Here is an 18,325-nt window from a genome sequence, read left to right as displayed (position 1 = left end):
TCCCTCAGCGCTCCAGCAGGATCTCGTCGCCCAGCACCACCAGGTCCACGCTGCCCTTGAGCGTCTTGTCGAGGAACGGGGTGTTCTGTGACTTCGACTTCATGAAGTCCTTCGTGAAGGTGGTTTCCTTCTCCGTGTCAAACAGCAGGAGATCCGCGCGGCAGCCTTCGGTGATGGTAGGGACGTCCAGTCCCATCATCCGGCGCGGCTCGGCGGAGTAGCGTTTCACGACCAGATCCCAGCCGAATTTCCCGGTGGCGATGAAGTGGTGGTAAAGGGAGACGAGAGCGGTATCCAGGCCGGTGATGCCGTTCGGAGCACTGACGAAGTCCTGGGACTTTTCGAATGGGGTGTGTGGCGCGTGGTCCGTGGCGATGAGGTCGAACACGCCGTCGATGAGGCCCTGCAGCAGCGCCTCGTTGTCCGCCTTCGTCCGCAGCGGCGGGTTCATCTTGTAGTGCGTGTCGTAGTCGCCGATGTCCTCGTCGGTGAAAAGGAGGTGGTGCGGGGCGACCTCCGCGGTGACCTTCACATCGCCGCGGGATTTCCACCAGGCGATGGTTTCCATGCCGACCTTGCTGGAGACGTGCTGGATGTGGATGTGTGCCCCCGCCGCGTGGGCCAGGCGGATGTCACGGTCGATGATGATTTCCTCCGCGCAGGCGGGGGAACCCTTGATGCCCAGCTTGTAGCTCATGACGCCCTCGTTGAGCGCGCGCGGGCCTGCCAGCTCGGGTACCTCGCAGTGGCTGGCGAAAAACAGGCCGAACTCCGTGGCATACTGCATCGCCCGCAGCAGCACCGCCGCATCTCCGGTGGTGTCGCCGTCGTCGGTGAGCATCTTCACGCCCAGCGCGCGCATGCCGTCGATGCCCGCCAGTTCCTTGCCATGGCGGCCCTTCGTCACGCAGCCGGAGGTATAAATGGGGATGCGCGCGGTCCGCTTCCCGATCTCAAGCACCTGTCCGACCACGCTGGCGGAATCGATCGCCGGGTTCGTGTTCGGCATCATCACCACGCCGGTGATGCCGCCGTTGATGGCGGACTCCGCGCCGCTGGCGATGGTTTCCTTAGCCTCGAAGCCCGGCTCGCGGAAATGCACGTGCGCATCGAACATCGCGGGCATCAGGATGCGGTTTGCCGCGTCGATGACCTTGGCACCCGCAGGTGCGGCCAACCCCTTGCCGATGGACTTGATGATGCCGTCCTCGATGAGGACATCGGAAACAGGGAGATCCCCGGAGTTCTCCGAGGCGATGCGGGCGTTCTGGATGAGGATGGACATGGGAAGATGGGTGGAAGGTGGGGTTCAGATCCGGTAGGGGACTTGGACGTCGGGTGAATCGACGGGGAAATCCCGCGTGTTCCGCGTGATGAGACGACAACCGAAAAGGCGTGCCGATGCCAAAATGAGGGCATCCGGAAGTTTGAGCTTCGGGACGTGGTGGCGGCGGAGAGTGAGCGTGACCTCGGAGACTTCGGCGGTGACCTCGATGATTTCGAATTGGGCGAGAAACGTGCGGGCGATGTCTTCGCCGGGGGTGTCCTTCACTCCTGCGAGGACTTCCAACCAGGTGATCCGGCTGATGCAGCGGCGGCTGTAAGGAGCAGTGGCCACCTGGGCCTCCGGGACGCCGTTGACGAAGTCGATGAGGATGTTGGTATCGAAGAAGCCGGTCATTCCCATTCTTTGCGAAGTTCATCCTGCCAGGCCTGGCCGTCACCGTAGCAGCCTTTGAGCGCCCCAAAACCGGCGAGGGGTTTGATGGGGGCCGGGGCTTCTCCTTTGCGTGCCACGTATTCCGAAACGGCTTCGCGGAGGACCGCCGCCCTGGAAAGGGAGGCCTTTCCGGCGAGGTCGTCGAGGCGCTTCAAATCCTCGTCGGGAAGGTCGATGATGGTGCGCTTTTTCTTCGACACCCCATGATACAGGCCCTGCTTTTTCATGAAAAGACAGTGCCACGATTCCGAGGGATGTCAACATGCGGCATCATTTGATGTCAAAAATAGACATCATTTTGAGGCGCGGGGGAATCTGGTAATCCCTGATTCATTCACGCTCCGGCTTCAGGTAGTAGAGCACCGCCATCCGCACCGCGATGCCGTTCTCCACCTGGTCGTTGATGAGGCTGCGTTCGTAGTCCATGACGCCATCACAGAGTTCGACGCCGCGATTCACCGGGCCGGGGTGCATGATGTAGAGGCCACGGTCACGGATGTCCGCCAGCCGCTTTTCGGTCACGCCATAGAGCTTGTGGTACTCGCGGATGCTGGGGAAATACTGGACGTCCTGGCGCTCCATCTGGACGCGCAGGAGATAGACGAAATCCGGCCCCCACTTCATCGCTTCCTCATAGTTGGTGAAGCGGCGGATGTTCTCCGGCCCCTGCTTCGGCACCAGCGATCCGGGTCCGAGGTAGGCGACATCCACGCCGAGCTTCTTCAGGATGGTCGAGGTGGAGCGGGCGACGCGGGAGTGGAGGATATCACCGACGATGAGGACCTTTTTGCCGGTCGGATCAGAAAACTTTTCCTTGATGGTGAAGGCATCCAGCAGGCCCTGGGTGGGGTGGGCGTGTGCACCGTCCCCGGCGTTGATGACGGAGGCCTTCGTCAGCTTTGCGATGGTGCCGGGCAGGCCGGATGCCTTGTGGCGGACGATGATGAAGTCGGTCCGCATCGCCTGGAGCGTCTCCACCGTTTCGCGGACGGACTCGCCCTTGGTGATGGAGGACTGGGCGACGTCGAAGTTGGTGACGTCTGCGGAGAGGCGTTTGGCCGCCACCTCGAAGGAGGAGTGGGTGCGGGTGCTCGGCTCGTAGAAGAGCATCAGCACGGACTTGCCCTTCAATGCGGGGACCTTCTTCACGGAGCGGGTGAAGATTTCCTTGAACGGAGCCGCCTGGTCCAGGAGGAGGTCGATTTCCGAGCGGTCCAGCGAGGCGATGTCGAGCAGGTCTTTACGGGGCATTCCGGAGGTGGGGAAAGTAGTAGAGGGCACCGAAGATCAGGGTGAAAATGGCGATGGCGGAGATGAATCCGGCATGGTGCAGCGAGCGCTTTTTCTTCAGTAAGATGAACACGGAGATCGCCAATCCGGCGAGGCAGAGGGTGCCCGGGATGTAGCGGGAGATGTCCGTAAAGAAGTGGTCGATGAACGGCAGCACCGCGGCGACGAACACGCAGAGGTAGCCGAGTCCAGCCATGAACGGGTGGACAGCCTGCGGGATGAGGTGGCTGACCGGTGGCTGGACGGAGAACGCCTGGGTGCGGCGGAGCTGGTTGATCTCGAAATCCGTCCGCCGCTGGCTGGGAAGAACGGTCGCCGAGTCCGATGGGACGGGCTGCGCCCTGGCAGCGGGCGCGGGTCCGCGCTCCGACTTGCGGAGCGATCTGACCTGCTTCGGCTCGGCCGGTGTGCGGGGTTCCGCTGCCGGCATCTCCGGTGCTGGGTGGGATGCCGTCGGGAGGATGGGTTGGGGCGCGACGGCGGGAGGGGCTTGCGGTGGAGGAAGGTCCGCCGGGGCGGGTGGAGCGGGGGCGGCTGCCTCCGGAGCGGCGGGTGGAGGTGGGATCAACGGCGCGGGACCATCACAGAGGCCCATGCTTTCGCGGAGCTTCGCGATTTCCTCGGGGGTCTTCTTGCGCTTCGGGAGATTGCTCATGGCGATTCTTTCCGGACGATCCGAACTTGATCGTTTCCATCCGTTCCTTCCAGAGAAACCAGCACGTGGTCGAGACGATTTGTTTCCAGGGTGATCCCGACGTAATCCGGAGCGATGGGCAGCTCGCGGTGGCCGCGGTCGATCAGCACGGCCAGTTCGATCTTCGCCGGGCGTCCGTAGTCGAGCAGGGCGTCCAGGGCGGCGCGGATGGTGCGACCGGTGAAAAGCACGTCGTCCACCAGGATGATGTGGGCGTCATCCACGGGAAAGCCGATGTCGCTTTCCTGCAGCAGCGGGTTTTCCCGCAGGTGCTCGTAGTCGTCCCGGTAGAGGGAGATGTCGAGGATGCCGAAGTCCAGCTCCCGGTCGTCCTGGGAAAGGAGATTCAGCACCCGCTCCGCGACCTCGTCACCGCGGCTGCGGATCCCGACGAGGGCGATCTTTCTGTCGCCGGTTTTTTCACGGATCGCGGCGGCCAGCGTTTCCACGCCGGTGTTGATCTCTTCCTGGGTGAGGGTGCGTTCCATGGTGGGGGTGGGTGGCTGTCAGAGCTTTACCTTATGCTCGGAAACTTGGAATCCCATTTCGCGGATGTGGCGGGACAGATTTTTGAATGAACTGATGGAACTGAGGAACTTCCTCCGTTCCCCGTCCACGACGAGATTGAATTCGAAACGGTGATCGCCGTCGGAGAAATGCTCGGACGAGAAGGAAACCCGCTCCGAGGCGGGAGTGATTTTGGCCGGAGGATCGGAAACAAGCAAGGTGTCCGTGGACACATGATAGGAGAGAAGTGGTCCTTTCTTCACCGCGGCGGCGGCGTGGGCAACCATCACCACGGGGACCACGATGCCTGTGAGGATGATGATGCCGATGAGGCCCTCTTTCATTTTCACATCGGGTGGGAGATGGACGGCTGCCAGCACTGCGGCGATGCAACAGATGAGGAAGAGGAAGATCGCTCCCGTGACGATGGGCCTCGCATGATAGCGCAGGTATAGTTCCGCCCCGTCTGGTGAACGGTCCGGCTTCCATGAGCCGAGGTTCGAGTAGGATGTGTGCAGCGGTTTCATGGACCGGCGGAAATGGGTTCCGCTCAGAAATGGAGGATGCCGATGTCCGTGCGGCGTTGCAGGCCATCGAAGGAAATCCGGTCCGCGGCGGCGTGGGCGGCGGTCACCGCGCCTTCACGGTCGGCGGCACCGGCCACCACGGCCAGCACGCGGCCGCCGTTGGTCTGCCACTGGCCGCCCGTGAGCTTCGTGCCGGAGTGATAGACGCGGGCTTCCGTCACATCCTCGATGCCGGTGATGACATCCCCGTTGCGGGAGGACTCCGGATAGCCGGCGGAGGCCAGGATCACGCAGACGCTCCAGCCATCGTCAAAGGAGATCAGTTCCGGCTGCAGGTGGCCCTGTGCCCCGGCGAGGCAGAATGCGGCGAGGTCTCCCTTCACCAGTGGCATCACCGCCTGGCACTCCGGATCCCCGAAACGGCAGTTATACTCGATGACCTGTGGGCCGGTCGGGGTGAGCATGAGGCCGAAGTAGAGGAAGCCCCGGTAGGGCAGGTGGTCGTTCCGCAGTCCGTCCACCGTCGGCTGGACGATGTCCGTTTTGATGAGGTCCAGGAGATCCGGGGAGATGAGCTGGCGGCTGGCCACGGCGCCCATGCCACCGGTGTTCGGCCCCTGATCATCCTCCAGCGCGCGCTTGTAGTCGCGGGCGGGGGTGAAGATCAGGTAGCGGTCATCCACGATGGCGGCGAAGATGGAGACCTCCGGGCCGGTCAGGCATTGTTCCACCAGCACGCGGCCCTCGCCGAAGCGCTTTTCGGTGAAAACCTCGTTCAGGAACTCCATGGCGGAGGCCTCGTCCGGGCAGACGGCCACGCCCTTTCCGGCGGCCAGGCCGTCGAATTTCAGGACCGTCGGATATTCGCCATTGATGGCGCTGACGGCACCTTCCAGAGAGGAAACCGCGGTCGCGCGGGCGGTCGGGATGTTGTGGCGGAAGAGGAACTCCTTGGCGAACTCCTTGCTCGCCTCAAGCTGGGCGGACTGCTTCGGCGGTCCCCAGCAAGGGATCCCGGCGCGTTCGCAGAGGTTCGCCAGCCCCTCTTCCTTCACCAGATAGCTTTCCTCGCCCGCGACGCACAGGTCGATGCCATTGTCCTTCATCCACCCGATCAGCGAGTGCAGGTCCGTCGCGGTGGTCGGGGCGGCGATGCGGAAAATGGCCTCGCTCCCCGGGAAGGAGAACAGCTCCGGCTTCGAGGGCGACTCCGCCAGGGCGCGAACGAGGGCGTGCTCACGGCCACCTTTTCCAACGACTAAAATTTTCATCCGCAGAGGTTTTCGCGGAATCCCCCGGCGGACTCAACGCCGAAGAACGGAATTTTCCCAAAGAGGCCCGTTCACTCCGCCACCACGAAAATGGATGCGAAGCGATTGCTCACGACGGGTTTTTCCGGATTGACCGCCATCTGGGAAATGTCGCCGTCCAGGAACAGGGCGTCCTTGCAGCCGAGATGGAGGAACAGCCCGGCGAAGTCCCAGAAATTCACGTCCTGACCCCAGACGGTGATCGCGCAGACGAATTTGCCATCCGCATCGATGCCGATGCCATTGCGGTGCAGGCGGTTTTCGGAACCCTCCTTGAAAGCGGGATGGCGCTTGCCGCCGATCAGCAGCAAGGGGCCGGACTGGACGGCGAAGTTTGGTGCCCGGAGATCACGGGTGCGGCGGGAGAGATCGTAGCGGGCGGTCCAGCCTTCGATCGTCGAGATCTGTGGACCTCCATGGCCGCCGGTCCAGTAGGCCACCACGCCGTTCGGCTTGAGGAAGAAGTTGCCCTTGCCGTCCTTCGTATTCAGCGGCAGGACGACCTTCCAGTCCTGGGCGAGAAGCCCGCTGGGGATGCATCCGGGTTCGAAGATGCCGCCGTTCATCAGGAACCGGACCGTTTTGCCCTTCTTGGAAAAATCCTCCTGCACCTTGTCGAACGTGCCGAAGATCTCACCCGCGCTGTCTTTCCACGCGATCTTCAGATTTTTCGGTTCGATGCGGACAACACGGAAGTCCGCATTGGCATAACGGACTTTTTCCTCGCGGATCTCCGCAGCATGCGAGAGTGCCGGAAGCAGGAACAGGCAGAGCAGGGATTTCATCGCGGAGGCTTCAGGAGTTGAGGATGGCAGTTCAGTCACGCCGCTGCCTGCGCAGGCCGTAGCTGGGATGCCGCCTGTCGTGCCTCAGAACTGCGATCCAAATGCCGGAAGAATCGATTTCATAGAGGAAATGGTAGGGGAAGTTTTCCAGCGCCGCACGGCGGTAGCCGGAGTCCGAAAAGTGATTTGCTTCCGGGTACTCTTGGATCCTTGCGACACATTCCTCGATAGCCCGGAAAAAGCGGTCCCCGAGGATGGCTCCTCCCTCCGATTCATAATAGTCCAAGGCTCTGCGGAGATCCCTTGGTATCAACCGGTGGAATGCCACATCCATCGCTCAGCGTCCGATTTCCTTTTTCACCTGATCCCAGGTAAGTCGCGCGGACGGATCCGACCGCATCTCCGCCAAGCGACGGTCCGCTTCATCGGAGCCATCGTCAGGATCGGACAGGACGGCAGGAAGGGAGCCGATCAAATCCGCGAGCAGATGGAAGCGTTGATCTTCCGGGAGACCGAGTGCGCCGGATTTGAGTTCATCCACCGTCATGAGATGATGTTACACCTCCATGGGAGTCGGGGCGAGAGCAATTTCGGCTGCCTTGGAACCGCTACCTCAACCCCAGAAACCGCGCTAGGGATTTCACCGCCGGGGCGACGGCATGGCCCCGGCGCACCCTGCGGGATATGACGTTCAGGTTCCCGGCCTTTACGTCCGCCTTCGGATCGACGTGGCCGACGATTTCGTGGCCGGAGAGAACGGGCAGCGCATAGTAGCCGCGGACACGTTTTGCAGGGGGCGTATAGACCTCCCAGGTGTAGTCGAAGTCCCACAGGGCGAGGGTGGTCCGGCGGTCGTAGATCAGCGGATCCAGCGGGGCGAGCAGCAGCGGGGGAAAGGGAGCGCCGTTTTCCGGAGCTTCCCGGCTGGCCTCCAACAGCGGCAGATCCTCGCGCAGGATGTGGAGCAGGGGCGCATCCGCATCGCTGATCCTGACCGTTAAGACCTCATCCCGCGTGTGGGAAAGTTCGTTCCGTTTCAGCGGAGTGAGGCGGCGCTGGCGGAGCTTGGTCAACGCCAGCCAGCGGGCGGTTTCCTCCGGGCTTGGCAGGCTGGCGGCGAGCGTGGCCGGAGGCAGCACCCGTTCCGGGAGGTCGTAGAACCGGCGGGTGCCTTCGCGGCGGGCGATGAGCACGCGGCCGTGGAAATAAAGTTTCTGGAGCGTGGACTTCGCCAGGGTGGCGGATCCCCAGCCGCTCGGCCGGGAAGGCCCCGCGTCCTCGATCTGGCTGGAGGTCAGCGGACCTCGGCTTGCGATTTCCGCAAGGATGCGTTTGGCGAGCTTCCGTTCATCGGCGGAAAGGCGGCCGGACCAGGCGCCGTCGTGGAGCGTGCGCTCGCGCATTGCCTCCAGCAGGTGGGGCCAGGCGTCATGCGGCATGGCCACCAGGACGGAACTGCCGGGCAGGTGATGCTCGAAGGCGGTGCGTTCATGCGCGGAAAGCGTGGCACCATCGCCATGCAGGTGCCGCATCAGCCCGCCGGGCCGGTAGTTCTCCACCCGGTTCCTCAGGATGAGGTCCTGCATCCGCCCGCAGACGTTGATGGGATCGATCTGGACGTAGCCATAGCGGTCCAGCACCGCTCCGACATCCGGCACGGGGGCGTTCAGGCCGGTGGCCGCCCGGGCAAACCGGCGGGCGGCCGCGCGGGTGATGTGGATGGATGCCGTCAGGGGATGGAATCGTAGATGTGTTCCAGCGCCAGCACGGTGTAGGCGGTGACCAGCACCGGGTTGGACTCCATCCACTTGCCGTTGTCGTTGACCCATGATCCATCGCCTTTTTGCAGTGAAAGGAGCTTGTTCGCCAGATCGCTGCGCCAGTCGGCTTCCTTGCCATTCGCCAGCTTGAGGTTGTCGATCTCCGCCGCGCCGAGCGCCTTCGACATGGCCTGGTAGTAGTAGTAGAGGCCCTGCGCGCCCATGCCCGGGTTTTCCTCCACGGTGTAGTTCTTGCCCAGCCACTCTTTCACCGCCAGCACCCGCTCGTCATCCGGACCGAGCTTGGCATAGATCAGGGAAAGCAGTCCGGCATAGGAGATGGATCCGTAGGAACGGAGCGCCTTTTTGCCCTCGCCGAGATCGACCTCGCCCGCCTTCGACGAGGCCGGGTTGTAGATGAAGCCGCCCTTGTTCTGCGCGTCATCGGACGCCCATTTCTGGTCGTTGGTGGAGGTGAGGTTCTGGCAGCGGGAGAGGAAGGTGGTCGCCGCCTTCCAGTCCAGGTCCGGCTGATCGCCGAACTGGCCGTCATCGATCATCTTCTTCGAAAGGGCGAGCGCCTCGATGGTCAGATAGGTGTTGGAAAGGTCGTTGTGCGGGCGGTCGGTGCCGGCACCGTAGCCGATGCCGCCGTCGCCCGGGTCATCCGTCTTGCCCGGCTCACCCTTGTCCCACTGGTTGCCGATGAGGTGCTTGCGCGCCTTCACGATGGCCGGGCCGTATTCCGTGCGGTTGGCTGCGGCCAGAGCGGTGAGGGAGGTGGCGGTGTTGTAGGTGGAGAGGCCGCGGTTGTAGATGCCGCCGTCCTCCTTCTGCTGGGCCAGCAACCAGTCGAAACCCTTCCTCACATGATCCGGGTAGGGTGCGGAGCGGTCCACGTTGGGGTCGCGGACGGCGGCGTTGAGCGCCAGTGCGGTGAAGGCGGGGAGCTGGCCGTCGTCCCATTGGCCTTCCGGTTTCTGCTGCTGTTTCAGGTATTCGTTGCCGCGGGCAATGGCCTGGCTGAGTTCCTGGCGGAGGGATTCGTAGCGGTCGAGCTTTCCGTTCGGCGAGCGATCCGCAGCGGACGCGAATCCTGCCAGTGCGATGATGAAGGCGGTGGCGAGTTTCATGGTTTTCCGGGAAATGGGGTGATGATGACGGTGACGGGAGAATCGAGCGGCGGCACCCGCTTGGGATAGACAAACCACACGGTGTCATCCGTGTTGTCCTTGCCGGGGTAGTTGATGAGGGCGCTGCGTGAAAGGTAGATGGCGGCGATGTCCCCGGTGGCCTCCGCCTGGAACCTGCCGCCGGAAATTTCCGAGCCGCCATAGACCCACGGCCCGGCGGGCATGGTCCTGCCGGTGACGGCATGCTGCACCCATTCGTTGATGGGAACTTTGCGCGGCCTGTCGCCGTCCTGCCACTCCACCTCGATGTGGATGCGGGCGGCTTTCCTCACCCCGTCATCCACGGCGGGGAACTTCACCGCCGGGTCATCCGGGGCGGTGGGCTCCACATACAGTTCCGGTGATGGCTGGTAGCGCAGCAGGGTGAAGGCGACATTGAGGTCGGTCGCGGAAATGCCGGTCTTCAGGAGCGACTCGTGGACCTTCCCGTTGTTGTGGACGATGATGAATTCCAGCAGATCCTGCGTCATGTTGACCGCGGCGGGGAAGCGGATCTCACGGGTCCTGCTGTCGAAGGTGATGTCGCGGATGCGGTAGCGGGTCCCGTCCAGTTTCTCCACTTTCGCTTCCTTCGGCGGCTCCTTTCCGGTGGCCCCTTCCTGCGCCGGTGCGGGGAATTGGCCGGAGGCGGTGGCCGCGGCGACCAGGAAAAGGATCAGGTGGCGGCGAAGCATGGAGGTGGCCTACTCGTCGGGAGTGGCGGTGTTGAGGGATTGGCCGAACTCGCGCCATGACAGGCGGGTGATGTTCGATTTCAGCGCCTGCTGGTGGGTTTCCTCACCTGCGGGTTCCACCGGCGGGGTCAGGCGGGCGGTACGCTTCAGATGGCTGGCGATGAGCTGGAATGCCGTCTGATAGACTTCCTTCGTCAGGTCGTCCGTCGGCTCGACGGTGAAGGACAGGACGTCGGTGGAGGCGGAGTCCTTGGTGGGTCCGGAAAGCCAGAGTGCGGCGGGGATGGGGCCTTTCGGCGCATTCCGCTTGCCCACCGCCAGGTCCGCGGTCACCCGCAGGGTGCCGCCGGAGGCGAGGGTGAGTTCCCGGGCCGCTTCCTCCAGCACGGGCTTCAGGCCCGGCGCGAGCGAAGGGCCGGTTCCTGCGTGGAGGACGATGTGGGTCGCTGCGGCAGGGTCATTGTTCCAGTCGGGAAGCGTCGGGCGCAGTCTGCGGATGGCGGCGATGGCGGTGGCGGCCTGGGCCGTATCCGGCTTCGTCATGTCCAGCGAGCGTTCCCACGCCAGCAGGGCACGCTGGAATTCCCCTTCCTGTTCGAGGACTCCGGCCAGCTCAGCCAGCTTGGCGTGGCCGTCCAGCGCACGGTCACTGTAGGCTTCCAAGGTGGGCGGCGAGTCCAGATCACCCAGCTCGATCGCAGGTGGCTGCGGGGCGACGTCGGGGGCGGCCGCCTCCGGCAGCCCCGGTCTGAGCGTCGGCGGTTTCACCGGCTCGTTCATGCGTTCCGGCTGGGCGTTGGAAGCCTCCGCCTTTTCCTTGATCTCCGCGATCCGGGCGGCGGTCGGGGGAGTCATGAAGTCCATCCCTTTCGTGTTGGCCCACCACATTCCGCCGATGACGGAAAGGCAGAGCAGCAGCACCACTGGAACGGGAACACGCACGGCGGAAAGGGTAGGCAGGATGGGCGGCTTGACGAATGATTTTTTCCACCGTTCTCCCCATACGCAAAAAAGCCCCGCTGGAATCCAGCAGGGCCTTTTGGAAAGATTGCGGTCGCAGGGATCAGTTGGCGGCCTTCACGAGGAGAGCGCGCTTGCCCACGCGGCTGCGGAGGTAGTGCAGCTTGGCGCGGCGGACCTTGCCCTTGCTGGTCACTTCGATCTTGGAGATCCGCGGGGTGTGGACCGGGAAAACACGCTCCACGCCTTCGCCGTAGGAAATCTTGCGGACGGTGAACGCGGCGTTGATGCCCGTTCCGGCCTTGGCGATCACGAGACCGGCGAAGACCTGGACGCGCTCCTTGCCGCCTTCGATAACGCGGGTGTGGACCTTCACGGAGTCACCGACGTTGAACTCGGCGACGTCCTGCTTCATTTGCTCCTGCTCGATCTTCTTGATGATTGCGTTCATGGGCTCCTCTTTCTCGCGAAAATGTTGGTGGCTGACCGGCGTTTCTGGCGTTGGCCGGGTCGCGCGGGGCGGGAGAGCTAGCGGATGGAATTTACCATTGCAACCGCGAAATGCTCCCGGCCCCCAGATTTTTCCTCACTTCTTGCCGTAGATGGCTTCCGGGTCGAAGGCGCGGTCCGTGCTGTTGAAGGTCAGCTCCGCCCCGTTCTTCGTGACCACATTGCGGTAGAAGCAGGAGCCCCGGCCGGTGTGGCAGGCCCCCGCGCCGATCTGCTCCACATACACCACCAGCGCGTCCTGGTCGCAGTCCGTGCGGATCTCCACCACCTTCTGGATGTGGCCGGAGGTCTTGCCTTTGTGCCACAACTCCTTGCGGGAGCGCGAGTAATACACCGCCTCGCCGATCTCAAGGGTCAGCTTCAGGGATTCCTCGTTCATGTAGGCCAGCATCAGCGGCTCCTTGGTGATCGCGTCGATCGCCATGGCCGGGATCAGGCCATCCTTGTCGAATTTCGGGGAAAACCCCGTGCCTTCCTCGATCTCCGCTTTGCCGCCGCGTGGGGCGAAGGATTGGTTCGGACTCATGCGCGGGACCGTGGTAGGGGGCCGCCCCCGTGTCCAGCGAACATTATGGAGGAACATCGAACGCCGGACATCCAACATCGAACGCCGAAGTGGGGATTTCGGAATTGCCTGGAGGGCCATGCCTGAGACGATGGCGGCGCGATGGCATATACGGCGGACCGGGCATACGAACTGATTTCAGAGGCGCACCAGCGCGGGCGTCTGGCCCATGCCTTCCTCATCAGCGGCGCGCCCGGCAGCGGGAAGGAAAACCTGGCCGCCCGGATGATCCAACTGGTGAACGACGGTGGCGGCTCCGGCGGCGGTGGGTTCGATCTTTTCGGAGAGCCGGTGAAAGTGGAGACCCCTCCGCTGGATGAACTGGAGGGGGGCCATGTGCGCGTCATCCGCCCGCGGATGAAATCCCGCCGCGTCGGCGTGGAGGAGATCCGGGACCTGGAGCAGACGCTGCACCTCGCCGTCGGCAAGGGGGCCTGCAAGGTGGGTGTCATCGTCGAAGCGGACCGCATGAACGACCAGGCCGCCAACGCCTTCCTCAAGACCCTGGAAGAACCTCCGAAAAGCACCCTGCTGCTGCTGCTCACGGCGAATCCCCAGCGGCTCCTGCCGACCATCCTTTCCCGCTGCGTGCGCCTGCCGCTGCTGGGCGGGCGACCCCTTCTTGAAAATGGTGGTGCCGAGCTGGTCGCCTCGCTCAACCGGGCCGCGGGCCGGGGCTTCGGCACGCCGGTCGCCGCGCTCCACCTGAAGGCCGCCTTTTCCTCTTTCCTCGCCCACTACCGCAGTGAGGCGGATGACGCCGCGAAGGCCGCGGAAAAGGAAGAATCCGCCGCCTACCGGGATGCCACCGACGGTGCCTGGCTCAAGGAGCGGGAAGCCTTCCACAAGGCCGCCGCGGAGGCGGAGTATCTGGATGCCCGCTCCCGCCTGTTCGACGTGCTGATGGCGTGGATGGCGGACCTCCTCCGGATGAAGGTGAAGTCCACCGGGCTGGATTTCCCGGACACCGCCACCAGCCTCGCGGCCATCGTGGAGAAGGAAACGGAAACCGGGCTGCTCAAGCGCATGGAGGCGTTGGATTCACTGCGCCGCACGCTCGACACGAACGCCTTCGAGCCGCTCGCCATCGAGGTCGGTTTCCTCAAAGCGTTCGGCTGAGAGCCGGTCAGAACTCGCCGTTGATCGCGCCGGTTTCCTCCGGTGCGCCCACGCTTTCCAGAAGCTTCTCCAAGCCGGCGAGAACACGCTCGATCCCTTCCATCCACAACCCTGCTTCCCAAACCGGGCCGGCCAGGTCGAGGAGGTGCCCGAGGGCTTCCGGTTTCAGCAGGGGTTCCAGACCGTAGCCGGGGATCAGCGCGGACTCCTGTCGGGCGGGGTCGATCAGCAGGAGGATCGCGTGGTTGTTCGCGCCACGTCGTCCTTCACCGGCAAAGGCACCGGCGTTGAACAGCCAGAAGGCATAGAGGCTGAAAGGGTGGTCTTCCGGCATGGCACGCATGACCACCTGCAGCACCAGTTGCGGGAACCTCCGCTGGATCGCGGTCACCCGCTTGCGCAGCTTTCCGGTTTCACCGGACGTCAGTTTTCCGGTCGTGTCGGACACGCCGGGTGACAGACGCGGCATCGCTCCAAGCAGCGTGCTGGTCCGGGGGAAGTTCAACCGGCAGGACGGGCACTCGGTTGTCTGCGGATGCACCGGGGATTGGCAGTAGGGACACCGCATGTGCGGTAATGCTACGCATTTCCTAAACGAATGATGAAGCGAAAAAGCAGCTTGAAAGTTTCATGCAATTAATTACGTTATCCGGAAACCATGAGCACCACCGCCTCCGCCAACTACCTGTTCGCCCAACTGGATGAGATCGAGCCGAAGCGCTGCCCCTGCGGCTTCAGCCAGCGCGCCTTCGCCGTGCCGGAGAACCAGACCGCGACCATCCACCTGGTGGACATCCAGGAGGATGCCCAGACCCACTATCACAAGAAACTCACCGAGATCTATCTGATCTTCGAGGGCGAGGGCCACATGGAACTCGACGGCGAGCTCATCCCGGTGAAGCCGATGAGCACCATCCTCATCAAGCCCGGCTGCCGCCACCGCGCCATCGGAAAGCTCAAGATCGTCAACATCCCCGTCCCGGCCTTCGACCCGGAAGACGAGTGGTTCGATTGAGTAGGGAGGAGGGGCACTTCAAGTGTAGCGGAAGTCGTGAGACTTCCGGCTGGGGGGAAGGCCCTCGGGAACGGGAGCTGTTTTGTTCGGTGACGTCCACCCCCGCCGAAGCTCTCACGAGCTTCGCTACTCCCCCTTTACGCACACTTCGGACAGACGCCGAAGAACTCCAGTTCGTGGTAGAGGTTGCGGTAGCCGGTCTTTTCCCGGATCTCATCCTCGAGCGCATGAACGGGGCAGGGGGCCTTGATGGACTCGATGGTGCCGCAGCCGGTGCAGATGAGGTAGTCGCTGTGCTTGCCGGGGACCAGCAGGGTGAAATAGGCGGCCCGTTCATGCAGGCCCAGGCGGCGGATGATGCCATGTTCCGCGAGGCGCTGGAGCAGGCGGAAGACGGTGGCCTTGTCACACTGGTCGGCCAGGTGCTCCGAGGTGGCCAGCTCCGCCAAGGTCATCGGACGCCCGTTTTCGAGCAGGGTGCGGATGAGTTCCTCGAGCGCCTTGGTCCTGCGCAGGCCTGCGGCCCGGCAGCGCTCGATGGTGTCCTGGATCAAAGCTTTCATGGCGGGAATGTAGCGATGGATGGCGGGTTGGGAAATGCGGAAATCAGAACAGGCTGGCCTGCGGGTCGTCCGGCCGGGAGGGCGGCTGCGGCGCGCCGATCTTGGCGTACGCGGCACCCATGGCCGTGCGCCCGCGCGGGGTGCGCTGGATGAAGCCCTGCATGATGAGGAACGGCTCGTGGACTTCCTCGATGGTGGCCGCGTCCTCGCCCACGGCGACCGCCAGCGAATTCAGGCCGACGGGTCCGCCGCCGAACTTGTAGATCAGGGCTTCCAGCAGCCGCTTGTCCATTTCATCGAGGCCCTCGGAGTCGATCTCGATCATGGCCAGCGCGTCGTCCGCGACCGTGCCGTTGATGGTCCCGCCGCCGCGTACCTGCGCGTAGTCCCGCACCCAGCGGAGCAGTGCGTTGGCCACCCGCGGGGTGCCCCGCGAGCGTGAGGCGATCTCCAGCGCGCCAGCGCGCTCGATGGGCACGTCGAGCAGCCCCGCGGACCGCTCGATGATGTCGGCCAGCTCGTTATGGGTGTAGTAGTCCAGCCGGTTGATGAGGCCGAAGCGGGAGCGCAGCGGCGCGGTGAGCATGCCGGAGCGGGTGGTGGCGCCGACGAGGGTGAAGCGCGGCAGGTTGATCTGGATGGAGCGGGCGGAAGGGCCGGAGTCGATGATGATGTCCAGCCGGTAGTCCTCCATCGCCGGGTAGAGGTATTCCTCGATGGCCGGGTGCAGGCGGTGGATCTCATCGATGAAAAGGATGTCGCCTTTCTGGATGTTGGTGAGGATCCCGGCGAGGTCGCCCGCCTTTTCGATCTGCGGGCCGGAGGTGGTGTGGAGCTGGGTCCCGGCGGCGCGGGCGATGAGGTTGGCCAGCGTGGTCTTGCCCAGGCCGGGTGGGCCGGAGAGCAGCACGTGGTCCAGCACGTCACCGCGTTTCTTCGCCGCTTCCAGCATGAGGAGGATGCGGTCTTTCACCTTTTCCTGGCCGATGAACTCGGAGAACGCAGGGGGCCGCAGGGAAACGTCGAACGAAGTCGCCGGGGCGGTGGTGGTCTGCTGGTAGAAGTTCTCTGACATCGGGCGGCGGCCACCATTGGAGCCCATGGCGGGCCGGGAGAGAAGCGCGGAGTTGTTCAGGGAAAGGCTTTCAGGGGGACTCCCTTGCAATCGGTGCAGGAGTCCACGCCATCCGCGAAGACCGAGTGGCACCGCGGGCAGAACCGTGTGGCCGCCTCATCGCCGGAGTCGGAGGGGATGGTCCCGTACAGGGACAGGTCCCGGTTGTGGGGCAGCAGGGCTTTTTCCAGGAGAGGCCGGAGCAGGGCGGCGCGATCATCATCATGGGGCACATCCGGGCGCGGATGGAGCAGTTCGCGGGAAAACCTGCCCAGCCACGGGTTCTCCGTGTCTCCGGTGGACAGCAGCAGGGCGGCGGGGTGGGTGGTGGCCATGGCATGGACGGCGGCCACTTCCAGCGCACGCATGGCATGGAACGGCACCACGCAGCAAAGGAAGACATCCCCGCGCAGGGCGGCTTTCGCGGCCGGATAGACGCGGCGGGAGAGCCACCAGAGGCGGCAGCCGATGACCAGCATCAGCACCCACAGGAACAGGACCACCCCCAGCATGGGCAGCACGCCCGCATACAGGAATGTCACCGGCATTCCGATGAAAAATCCGGTCGTGAGCAGGAGGCAGAGCGGGGCGAGCGGGGAGGAAACCAGCCGCCAGCGCCGCCATTCCTTTGCCGCCCGGTGGGGTGACATCGCCTTTTTCCATGCGTCCGCGATGCCGTCGGCGGGGGGCAGCCCGCGCTTTTTCGCGCGGCGGAAAAGATCCACCATCCGGGGTGAGGAAACCCGTGCGGAAACCCCGCCCACCGTCAGCCTGCCGGCCTCCACCTTGATGTCCTCCCATGTGGGGGATCCGCACTCCACCAGGTCCGAAGCGGCGGTTTCCAGCAGCACCTTTCCCTCCGGGGTCACCAGCAGGGGAGGTGCCTGGCATGGGGCCAGGCCGGTATCCGGCACCGCCGGCAGCATCGCCACCAGCCCGAGTTCGCGGGTGGACATCCACTGCCCCGGACGGTGGACGCCCCAGCGCCCGGAAAAAGGCCGCTTCCTCAGGACGGCGGCACGCAGGGGCAGCCACAGCCCGGACTCCCAGAGGTAGATGGCCAGGGCGATGAGGAAAAATTCCGCGGCGGCAGACATGCCGGGCGTCAGACGGATTCTTTCTTCTTCTTGAAGCCGAACAGCTTCGCGATGCCGGCGAAGATCGCCGCCACACCGATGAGGATCGGCTTGAGGAACTGGCCGAGCTTCGACAGCAGGCCGGTCTTCGCCGCCGCGAGCAGTGTCCCGCCGACGATGAGGCCGGTCAGGCCGTATTCGGCGATCTTGTCACCTTTCTGGAAGGAGGCGTAGGATTCCTCCTTCTTGTAGGCGAATCCGCCGAGGAGTTTCTGGTATTCCGGCACCACGGTGGCGAGCTGGCTCTCATCACACACCAGCACCACATCCATCACGCCACGGCGTCCGAGGATCTTCGTGCGGTAGTTCACCACCTGTCCCTCGGTGCTGCTCAGGCGGATGGCCCACTCCAGGTTATTGGTTTCCGGGTTGTAGAATGGAGGCGTCTGCCAGCCCAGGATGGTGAGCGGTGACATCCCGCGGCGTGAGAGCTCCGCGTTCGCCTGTTCCTGCCCCTTGCGCATGTCCTCCAGGATCTTGTCCGCGTCCAGCTTGTCCTTCTCATCATCCTTCACGTAGCCCACATCGGAGAACGTGAAGACGGCGAACCAGGAAAAGTCCTCCGGGGTGAGATAACCCAACTCCTTCCCATTCGTGAGGTTGCCATAGAACTCCATCAGCTTCGATGAGCCGGGCTGGCCGGTGAAGCGGTAGCCTTCCGGCACCTTGATGGTCGCCTGGTGGCCGACCCCAGCCTCGCCGCTGGTCGTCCAGTTGAGGGATTCCACCAGTTGGACGAAGGGATTCGCTCCCTGCGGAGCGGCTTGTTCCTGGGCAGGAGCTTCCGGAGCCGCAGGCTGGGCGGTTCCCGGGATGGAAAGAGCCAGCGAGAAGATGCCGAACAAGGGCACGAGTTTGGAAAGGGACATGGTGTGATTTGGGA

General features: G+C 63.9%; 24 protein-coding genes. 2 read left to right on the top strand and 22 right to left on the bottom strand.

The window, feature by feature from the left end:
* Nucleotides 1-4: 4 nt before the first annotated feature.
* The 17 genes from OVA24_RS19005 to hisI all read right to left on the bottom strand — a co-directional run bounded on the left by OVA24_RS19005 (nt 5) and on the right by hisI (nt 12,456).
* Nucleotides 5-1,285: a dihydroorotase gene (locus OVA24_RS19005; RefSeq protein ID WP_267671708.1), complete on the bottom strand. Its 1,281-nt coding sequence runs from the start codon at nt 1,283-1,285 to the stop codon at nt 5-7.
* 24 nt (nt 1,286-1,309) lie between these two features.
* On the bottom strand, nt 1,310-1,681 hold the full coding sequence (locus OVA24_RS19000) for a type II toxin-antitoxin system VapC family toxin (RefSeq protein ID WP_267671707.1): 372 nt from the start codon (nt 1,679-1,681) through the stop codon (nt 1,310-1,312).
* Complete coding sequence (locus OVA24_RS18995) at nt 1,678-1,947, bottom strand: ribbon-helix-helix domain-containing protein (RefSeq protein ID WP_267671706.1); 270 nt, start codon at nt 1,945-1,947, stop codon at nt 1,678-1,680. Before OVA24_RS18995 ends, OVA24_RS19000 begins: the two co-directional genes overlap by 4 nt.
* Nucleotides 1,948-2,050: 103 nt before the next feature.
* On the bottom strand, nt 2,051-2,971 hold the full coding sequence (locus OVA24_RS18990; protein WP_267671705.1) for an aspartate carbamoyltransferase catalytic subunit: 921 nt from the start codon (nt 2,969-2,971) through the stop codon (nt 2,051-2,053).
* Nucleotides 2,961-3,665 carry a hypothetical protein gene (locus OVA24_RS18985; protein WP_267671704.1) on the bottom strand — a complete coding sequence of 235 codons (705 nt, stop codon included), beginning with the start codon at nt 3,663-3,665 and terminating at the stop codon, nt 2,961-2,963. Before OVA24_RS18985 ends, OVA24_RS18990 begins: the two co-directional genes overlap by 11 nt.
* Nucleotides 3,662-4,192, bottom strand: a complete 531-nt coding sequence (gene pyrR, locus OVA24_RS18980) for a bifunctional pyr operon transcriptional regulator/uracil phosphoribosyltransferase PyrR (RefSeq protein WP_267671703.1) — start codon at nt 4,190-4,192, stop codon at nt 3,662-3,664. Before pyrR ends, OVA24_RS18985 begins: the two co-directional genes overlap by 4 nt.
* Before the next feature lie 18 nt (nt 4,193-4,210).
* Complete coding sequence (locus OVA24_RS18975; RefSeq protein ID WP_267671702.1) at nt 4,211-4,738, bottom strand: hypothetical protein; 528 nt, start codon at nt 4,736-4,738, stop codon at nt 4,211-4,213.
* A gap of 23 nt (nt 4,739-4,761) precedes the next feature.
* On the bottom strand, nt 4,762-6,009 hold the full coding sequence (gene purD, locus OVA24_RS18970; protein WP_267671701.1) for a phosphoribosylamine--glycine ligase: 1,248 nt from the start codon (nt 6,007-6,009) through the stop codon (nt 4,762-4,764).
* Nucleotides 6,010-6,080: 71 nt separating this feature from the next.
* Nucleotides 6,081-6,833, bottom strand: a complete 753-nt coding sequence (locus tag OVA24_RS18965; RefSeq protein ID WP_267671700.1) for a phosphodiester glycosidase family protein — start codon at nt 6,831-6,833, stop codon at nt 6,081-6,083.
* Nucleotides 6,834-6,864: 31 nt separating this feature from the next.
* A complete protein-coding gene (locus OVA24_RS21380; protein ID WP_345783389.1) occupies nt 6,865-7,167 on the bottom strand; it encodes a type II toxin-antitoxin system RelE/ParE family toxin in 303 nt (100 codons plus the stop codon).
* A 3-nt stretch (nt 7,168-7,170) separates the two neighbouring features.
* Nucleotides 7,171-7,374 (bottom strand): addiction module protein, encoded by a 204-nt coding sequence (locus OVA24_RS18960; RefSeq protein WP_267671699.1) that lies wholly within the window; start codon nt 7,372-7,374, stop codon nt 7,171-7,173.
* A gap of 67 nt (nt 7,375-7,441) precedes the next feature.
* Entirely contained in the window at nt 7,442-8,491 is a 1,050-nt protein-coding gene (locus OVA24_RS18955; protein WP_267671698.1) for a DNA glycosylase AlkZ-like family protein, read from the bottom strand.
* Nucleotides 8,492-8,562: 71 nt separating this feature from the next.
* Complete coding sequence (locus OVA24_RS18950) at nt 8,563-9,726, bottom strand: prenyltransferase/squalene oxidase repeat-containing protein (protein ID WP_267671697.1); 1,164 nt, start codon at nt 9,724-9,726, stop codon at nt 8,563-8,565.
* A complete protein-coding gene (locus tag OVA24_RS18945) occupies nt 9,723-10,460 on the bottom strand; it encodes a YdjY domain-containing protein (RefSeq protein WP_267671696.1) in 738 nt (245 codons plus the stop codon). The genes OVA24_RS18950 and OVA24_RS18945 overlap by 4 nt, the downstream gene beginning before the upstream one ends.
* Before the next feature lie 9 nt (nt 10,461-10,469).
* Nucleotides 10,470-11,402, bottom strand: coding sequence for a hypothetical protein (locus OVA24_RS18940; RefSeq protein WP_267671695.1), 933 nt, complete (start codon nt 11,400-11,402; stop codon nt 10,470-10,472).
* 121 nt (nt 11,403-11,523) lie between these two features.
* Nucleotides 11,524-11,871 (bottom strand): 50S ribosomal protein L19, encoded by a 348-nt coding sequence (gene rplS, locus OVA24_RS18935; protein ID WP_267671693.1) that lies wholly within the window; start codon nt 11,869-11,871, stop codon nt 11,524-11,526.
* Between the two features lie 135 nt (nt 11,872-12,006).
* On the bottom strand, nt 12,007-12,456 hold the full coding sequence (hisI, locus tag OVA24_RS18930; RefSeq protein ID WP_267671692.1) for a phosphoribosyl-AMP cyclohydrolase: 450 nt from the start codon (nt 12,454-12,456) through the stop codon (nt 12,007-12,009).
* A 141-nt stretch (nt 12,457-12,597) separates the two neighbouring features.
* Here hisI and OVA24_RS18925 point away from each other — a divergent pair, with 141 nt between their 5' ends.
* The gene (locus OVA24_RS18925; protein ID WP_267671691.1) at nt 12,598-13,614 is read left to right on the top strand and encodes a DNA polymerase III subunit delta'; all 1,017 of its coding nucleotides are present in this window, start codon (nt 12,598-12,600) and stop codon (nt 13,612-13,614) included.
* A 7-nt stretch (nt 13,615-13,621) separates the two neighbouring features.
* On the opposite strand, the gene OVA24_RS18920 is transcribed toward OVA24_RS18925, so the two are convergent.
* On the bottom strand, nt 13,622-14,119 hold the full coding sequence (locus tag OVA24_RS18920; RefSeq protein WP_267671690.1) for a TPM domain-containing protein: 498 nt from the start codon (nt 14,117-14,119) through the stop codon (nt 13,622-13,624).
* Nucleotides 14,120-14,272: 153 nt separating this feature from the next.
* On the opposite strand from OVA24_RS18920, the gene OVA24_RS18915 reads away from it, so the two are divergent.
* Nucleotides 14,273-14,629 carry a cupin domain-containing protein gene (locus OVA24_RS18915; protein WP_267671688.1) on the top strand — a complete coding sequence of 119 codons (357 nt, stop codon included), beginning with the start codon at nt 14,273-14,275 and terminating at the stop codon, nt 14,627-14,629.
* A 137-nt stretch (nt 14,630-14,766) separates the two neighbouring features.
* On the opposite strand, the gene OVA24_RS18910 is transcribed toward OVA24_RS18915, so the two are convergent.
* From OVA24_RS18910 to OVA24_RS18895, 4 genes are read right to left on the bottom strand one after another with little or no spacing between them, the layout of a single operon-like run.
* Nucleotides 14,767-15,192 (bottom strand): Fur family transcriptional regulator, encoded by a 426-nt coding sequence (locus OVA24_RS18910; RefSeq protein ID WP_267671687.1) that lies wholly within the window; start codon nt 15,190-15,192, stop codon nt 14,767-14,769.
* A gap of 43 nt (nt 15,193-15,235) precedes the next feature.
* On the bottom strand, nt 15,236-16,267 hold the full coding sequence (gene ruvB, locus OVA24_RS18905; protein ID WP_267671686.1) for a Holliday junction branch migration DNA helicase RuvB: 1,032 nt from the start codon (nt 16,265-16,267) through the stop codon (nt 15,236-15,238).
* Between the two features lie 56 nt (nt 16,268-16,323).
* Nucleotides 16,324-17,403, bottom strand: a complete 1,080-nt coding sequence (locus tag OVA24_RS18900) for a hypothetical protein (RefSeq protein ID WP_267671685.1) — start codon at nt 17,401-17,403, stop codon at nt 16,324-16,326.
* Nucleotides 17,404-17,411: 8 nt separating this feature from the next.
* Nucleotides 17,412-18,311 (bottom strand): DUF2167 domain-containing protein, encoded by a 900-nt coding sequence (locus tag OVA24_RS18895; protein ID WP_267671684.1) that lies wholly within the window; start codon nt 18,309-18,311, stop codon nt 17,412-17,414.
* Nucleotides 18,312-18,325 lie beyond the last annotated feature (14 nt).

The organism is Luteolibacter sp. SL250 (assembly GCF_026625605.1).
Lineage (GTDB): Bacteria > Verrucomicrobiota > Verrucomicrobiia > Verrucomicrobiales > Akkermansiaceae > Luteolibacter.
The sequence above is the reverse complement of the archived record's forward strand: the minus strand, read 5'-3'. Positions and strand labels throughout refer to the sequence as shown.

Coding starts and splice junctions, on each gene's coding strand:
- OVA24_RS19000 (WP_267671707.1), bottom strand. CDS start 1,681: ATGACCGGCTTCTTCGATACCAACATCCTCATCGACTTCGTCAACGGC.
- OVA24_RS18945 (WP_267671696.1), bottom strand. CDS start 10,460: ATGCTTCGCCGCCACCTGATCCTTTTCCTGGTCGCCGCGGCCACCGCC.
- OVA24_RS18895 (WP_267671684.1), bottom strand. CDS start 18,311: ATGTCCCTTTCCAAACTCGTGCCCTTGTTCGGCATCTTCTCGCTGGCT.
- OVA24_RS19005 (WP_267671708.1), bottom strand. CDS start 1,285: ATGTCCATCCTCATCCAGAACGCCCGCATCGCCTCGGAGAACTCCGGG.
- hisI (WP_267671692.1), bottom strand. CDS start 12,456: ATGAGTCCGAACCAATCCTTCGCCCCACGCGGCGGCAAAGCGGAGATC.
- pyrR (WP_267671703.1), bottom strand. CDS start 4,192: ATGGAACGCACCCTCACCCAGGAAGAGATCAACACCGGCGTGGAAACG.
- OVA24_RS18925 (WP_267671691.1), top strand. CDS start 12,598: ATGGCATATACGGCGGACCGGGCATACGAACTGATTTCAGAGGCGCAC.
- OVA24_RS18990 (WP_267671705.1), bottom strand. CDS start 2,971: ATGCCCCGTAAAGACCTGCTCGACATCGCCTCGCTGGACCGCTCGGAA.
- OVA24_RS18985 (WP_267671704.1), bottom strand. CDS start 3,665: ATGAGCAATCTCCCGAAGCGCAAGAAGACCCCCGAGGAAATCGCGAAG.
- OVA24_RS18965 (WP_267671700.1), bottom strand. CDS start 6,833: ATGAAATCCCTGCTCTGCCTGTTCCTGCTTCCGGCACTCTCGCATGCT.
- OVA24_RS18910 (WP_267671687.1), bottom strand. CDS start 15,192: ATGAAAGCTTTGATCCAGGACACCATCGAGCGCTGCCGGGCCGCAGGC.
- OVA24_RS18950 (WP_267671697.1), bottom strand. CDS start 9,726: ATGAAACTCGCCACCGCCTTCATCATCGCACTGGCAGGATTCGCGTCC.
- OVA24_RS18995 (WP_267671706.1), bottom strand. CDS start 1,947: ATGAAAAAGCAGGGCCTGTATCATGGGGTGTCGAAGAAAAAGCGCACC.
- OVA24_RS18900 (WP_267671685.1), bottom strand. CDS start 17,403: ATGTCTGCCGCCGCGGAATTTTTCCTCATCGCCCTGGCCATCTACCTC.
- OVA24_RS21380 (WP_345783389.1), bottom strand. CDS start 7,167: ATGGATGTGGCATTCCACCGGTTGATACCAAGGGATCTCCGCAGAGCC.
- OVA24_RS18975 (WP_267671702.1), bottom strand. CDS start 4,738: ATGAAACCGCTGCACACATCCTACTCGAACCTCGGCTCATGGAAGCCG.
- OVA24_RS18915 (WP_267671688.1), top strand. CDS start 14,273: ATGAGCACCACCGCCTCCGCCAACTACCTGTTCGCCCAACTGGATGAG.
- ruvB (WP_267671686.1), bottom strand. CDS start 16,267: ATGTCAGAGAACTTCTACCAGCAGACCACCACCGCCCCGGCGACTTCG.
- purD (WP_267671701.1), bottom strand. CDS start 6,009: ATGAAAATTTTAGTCGTTGGAAAAGGTGGCCGTGAGCACGCCCTCGTT.
- rplS (WP_267671693.1), bottom strand. CDS start 11,871: ATGAACGCAATCATCAAGAAGATCGAGCAGGAGCAAATGAAGCAGGAC.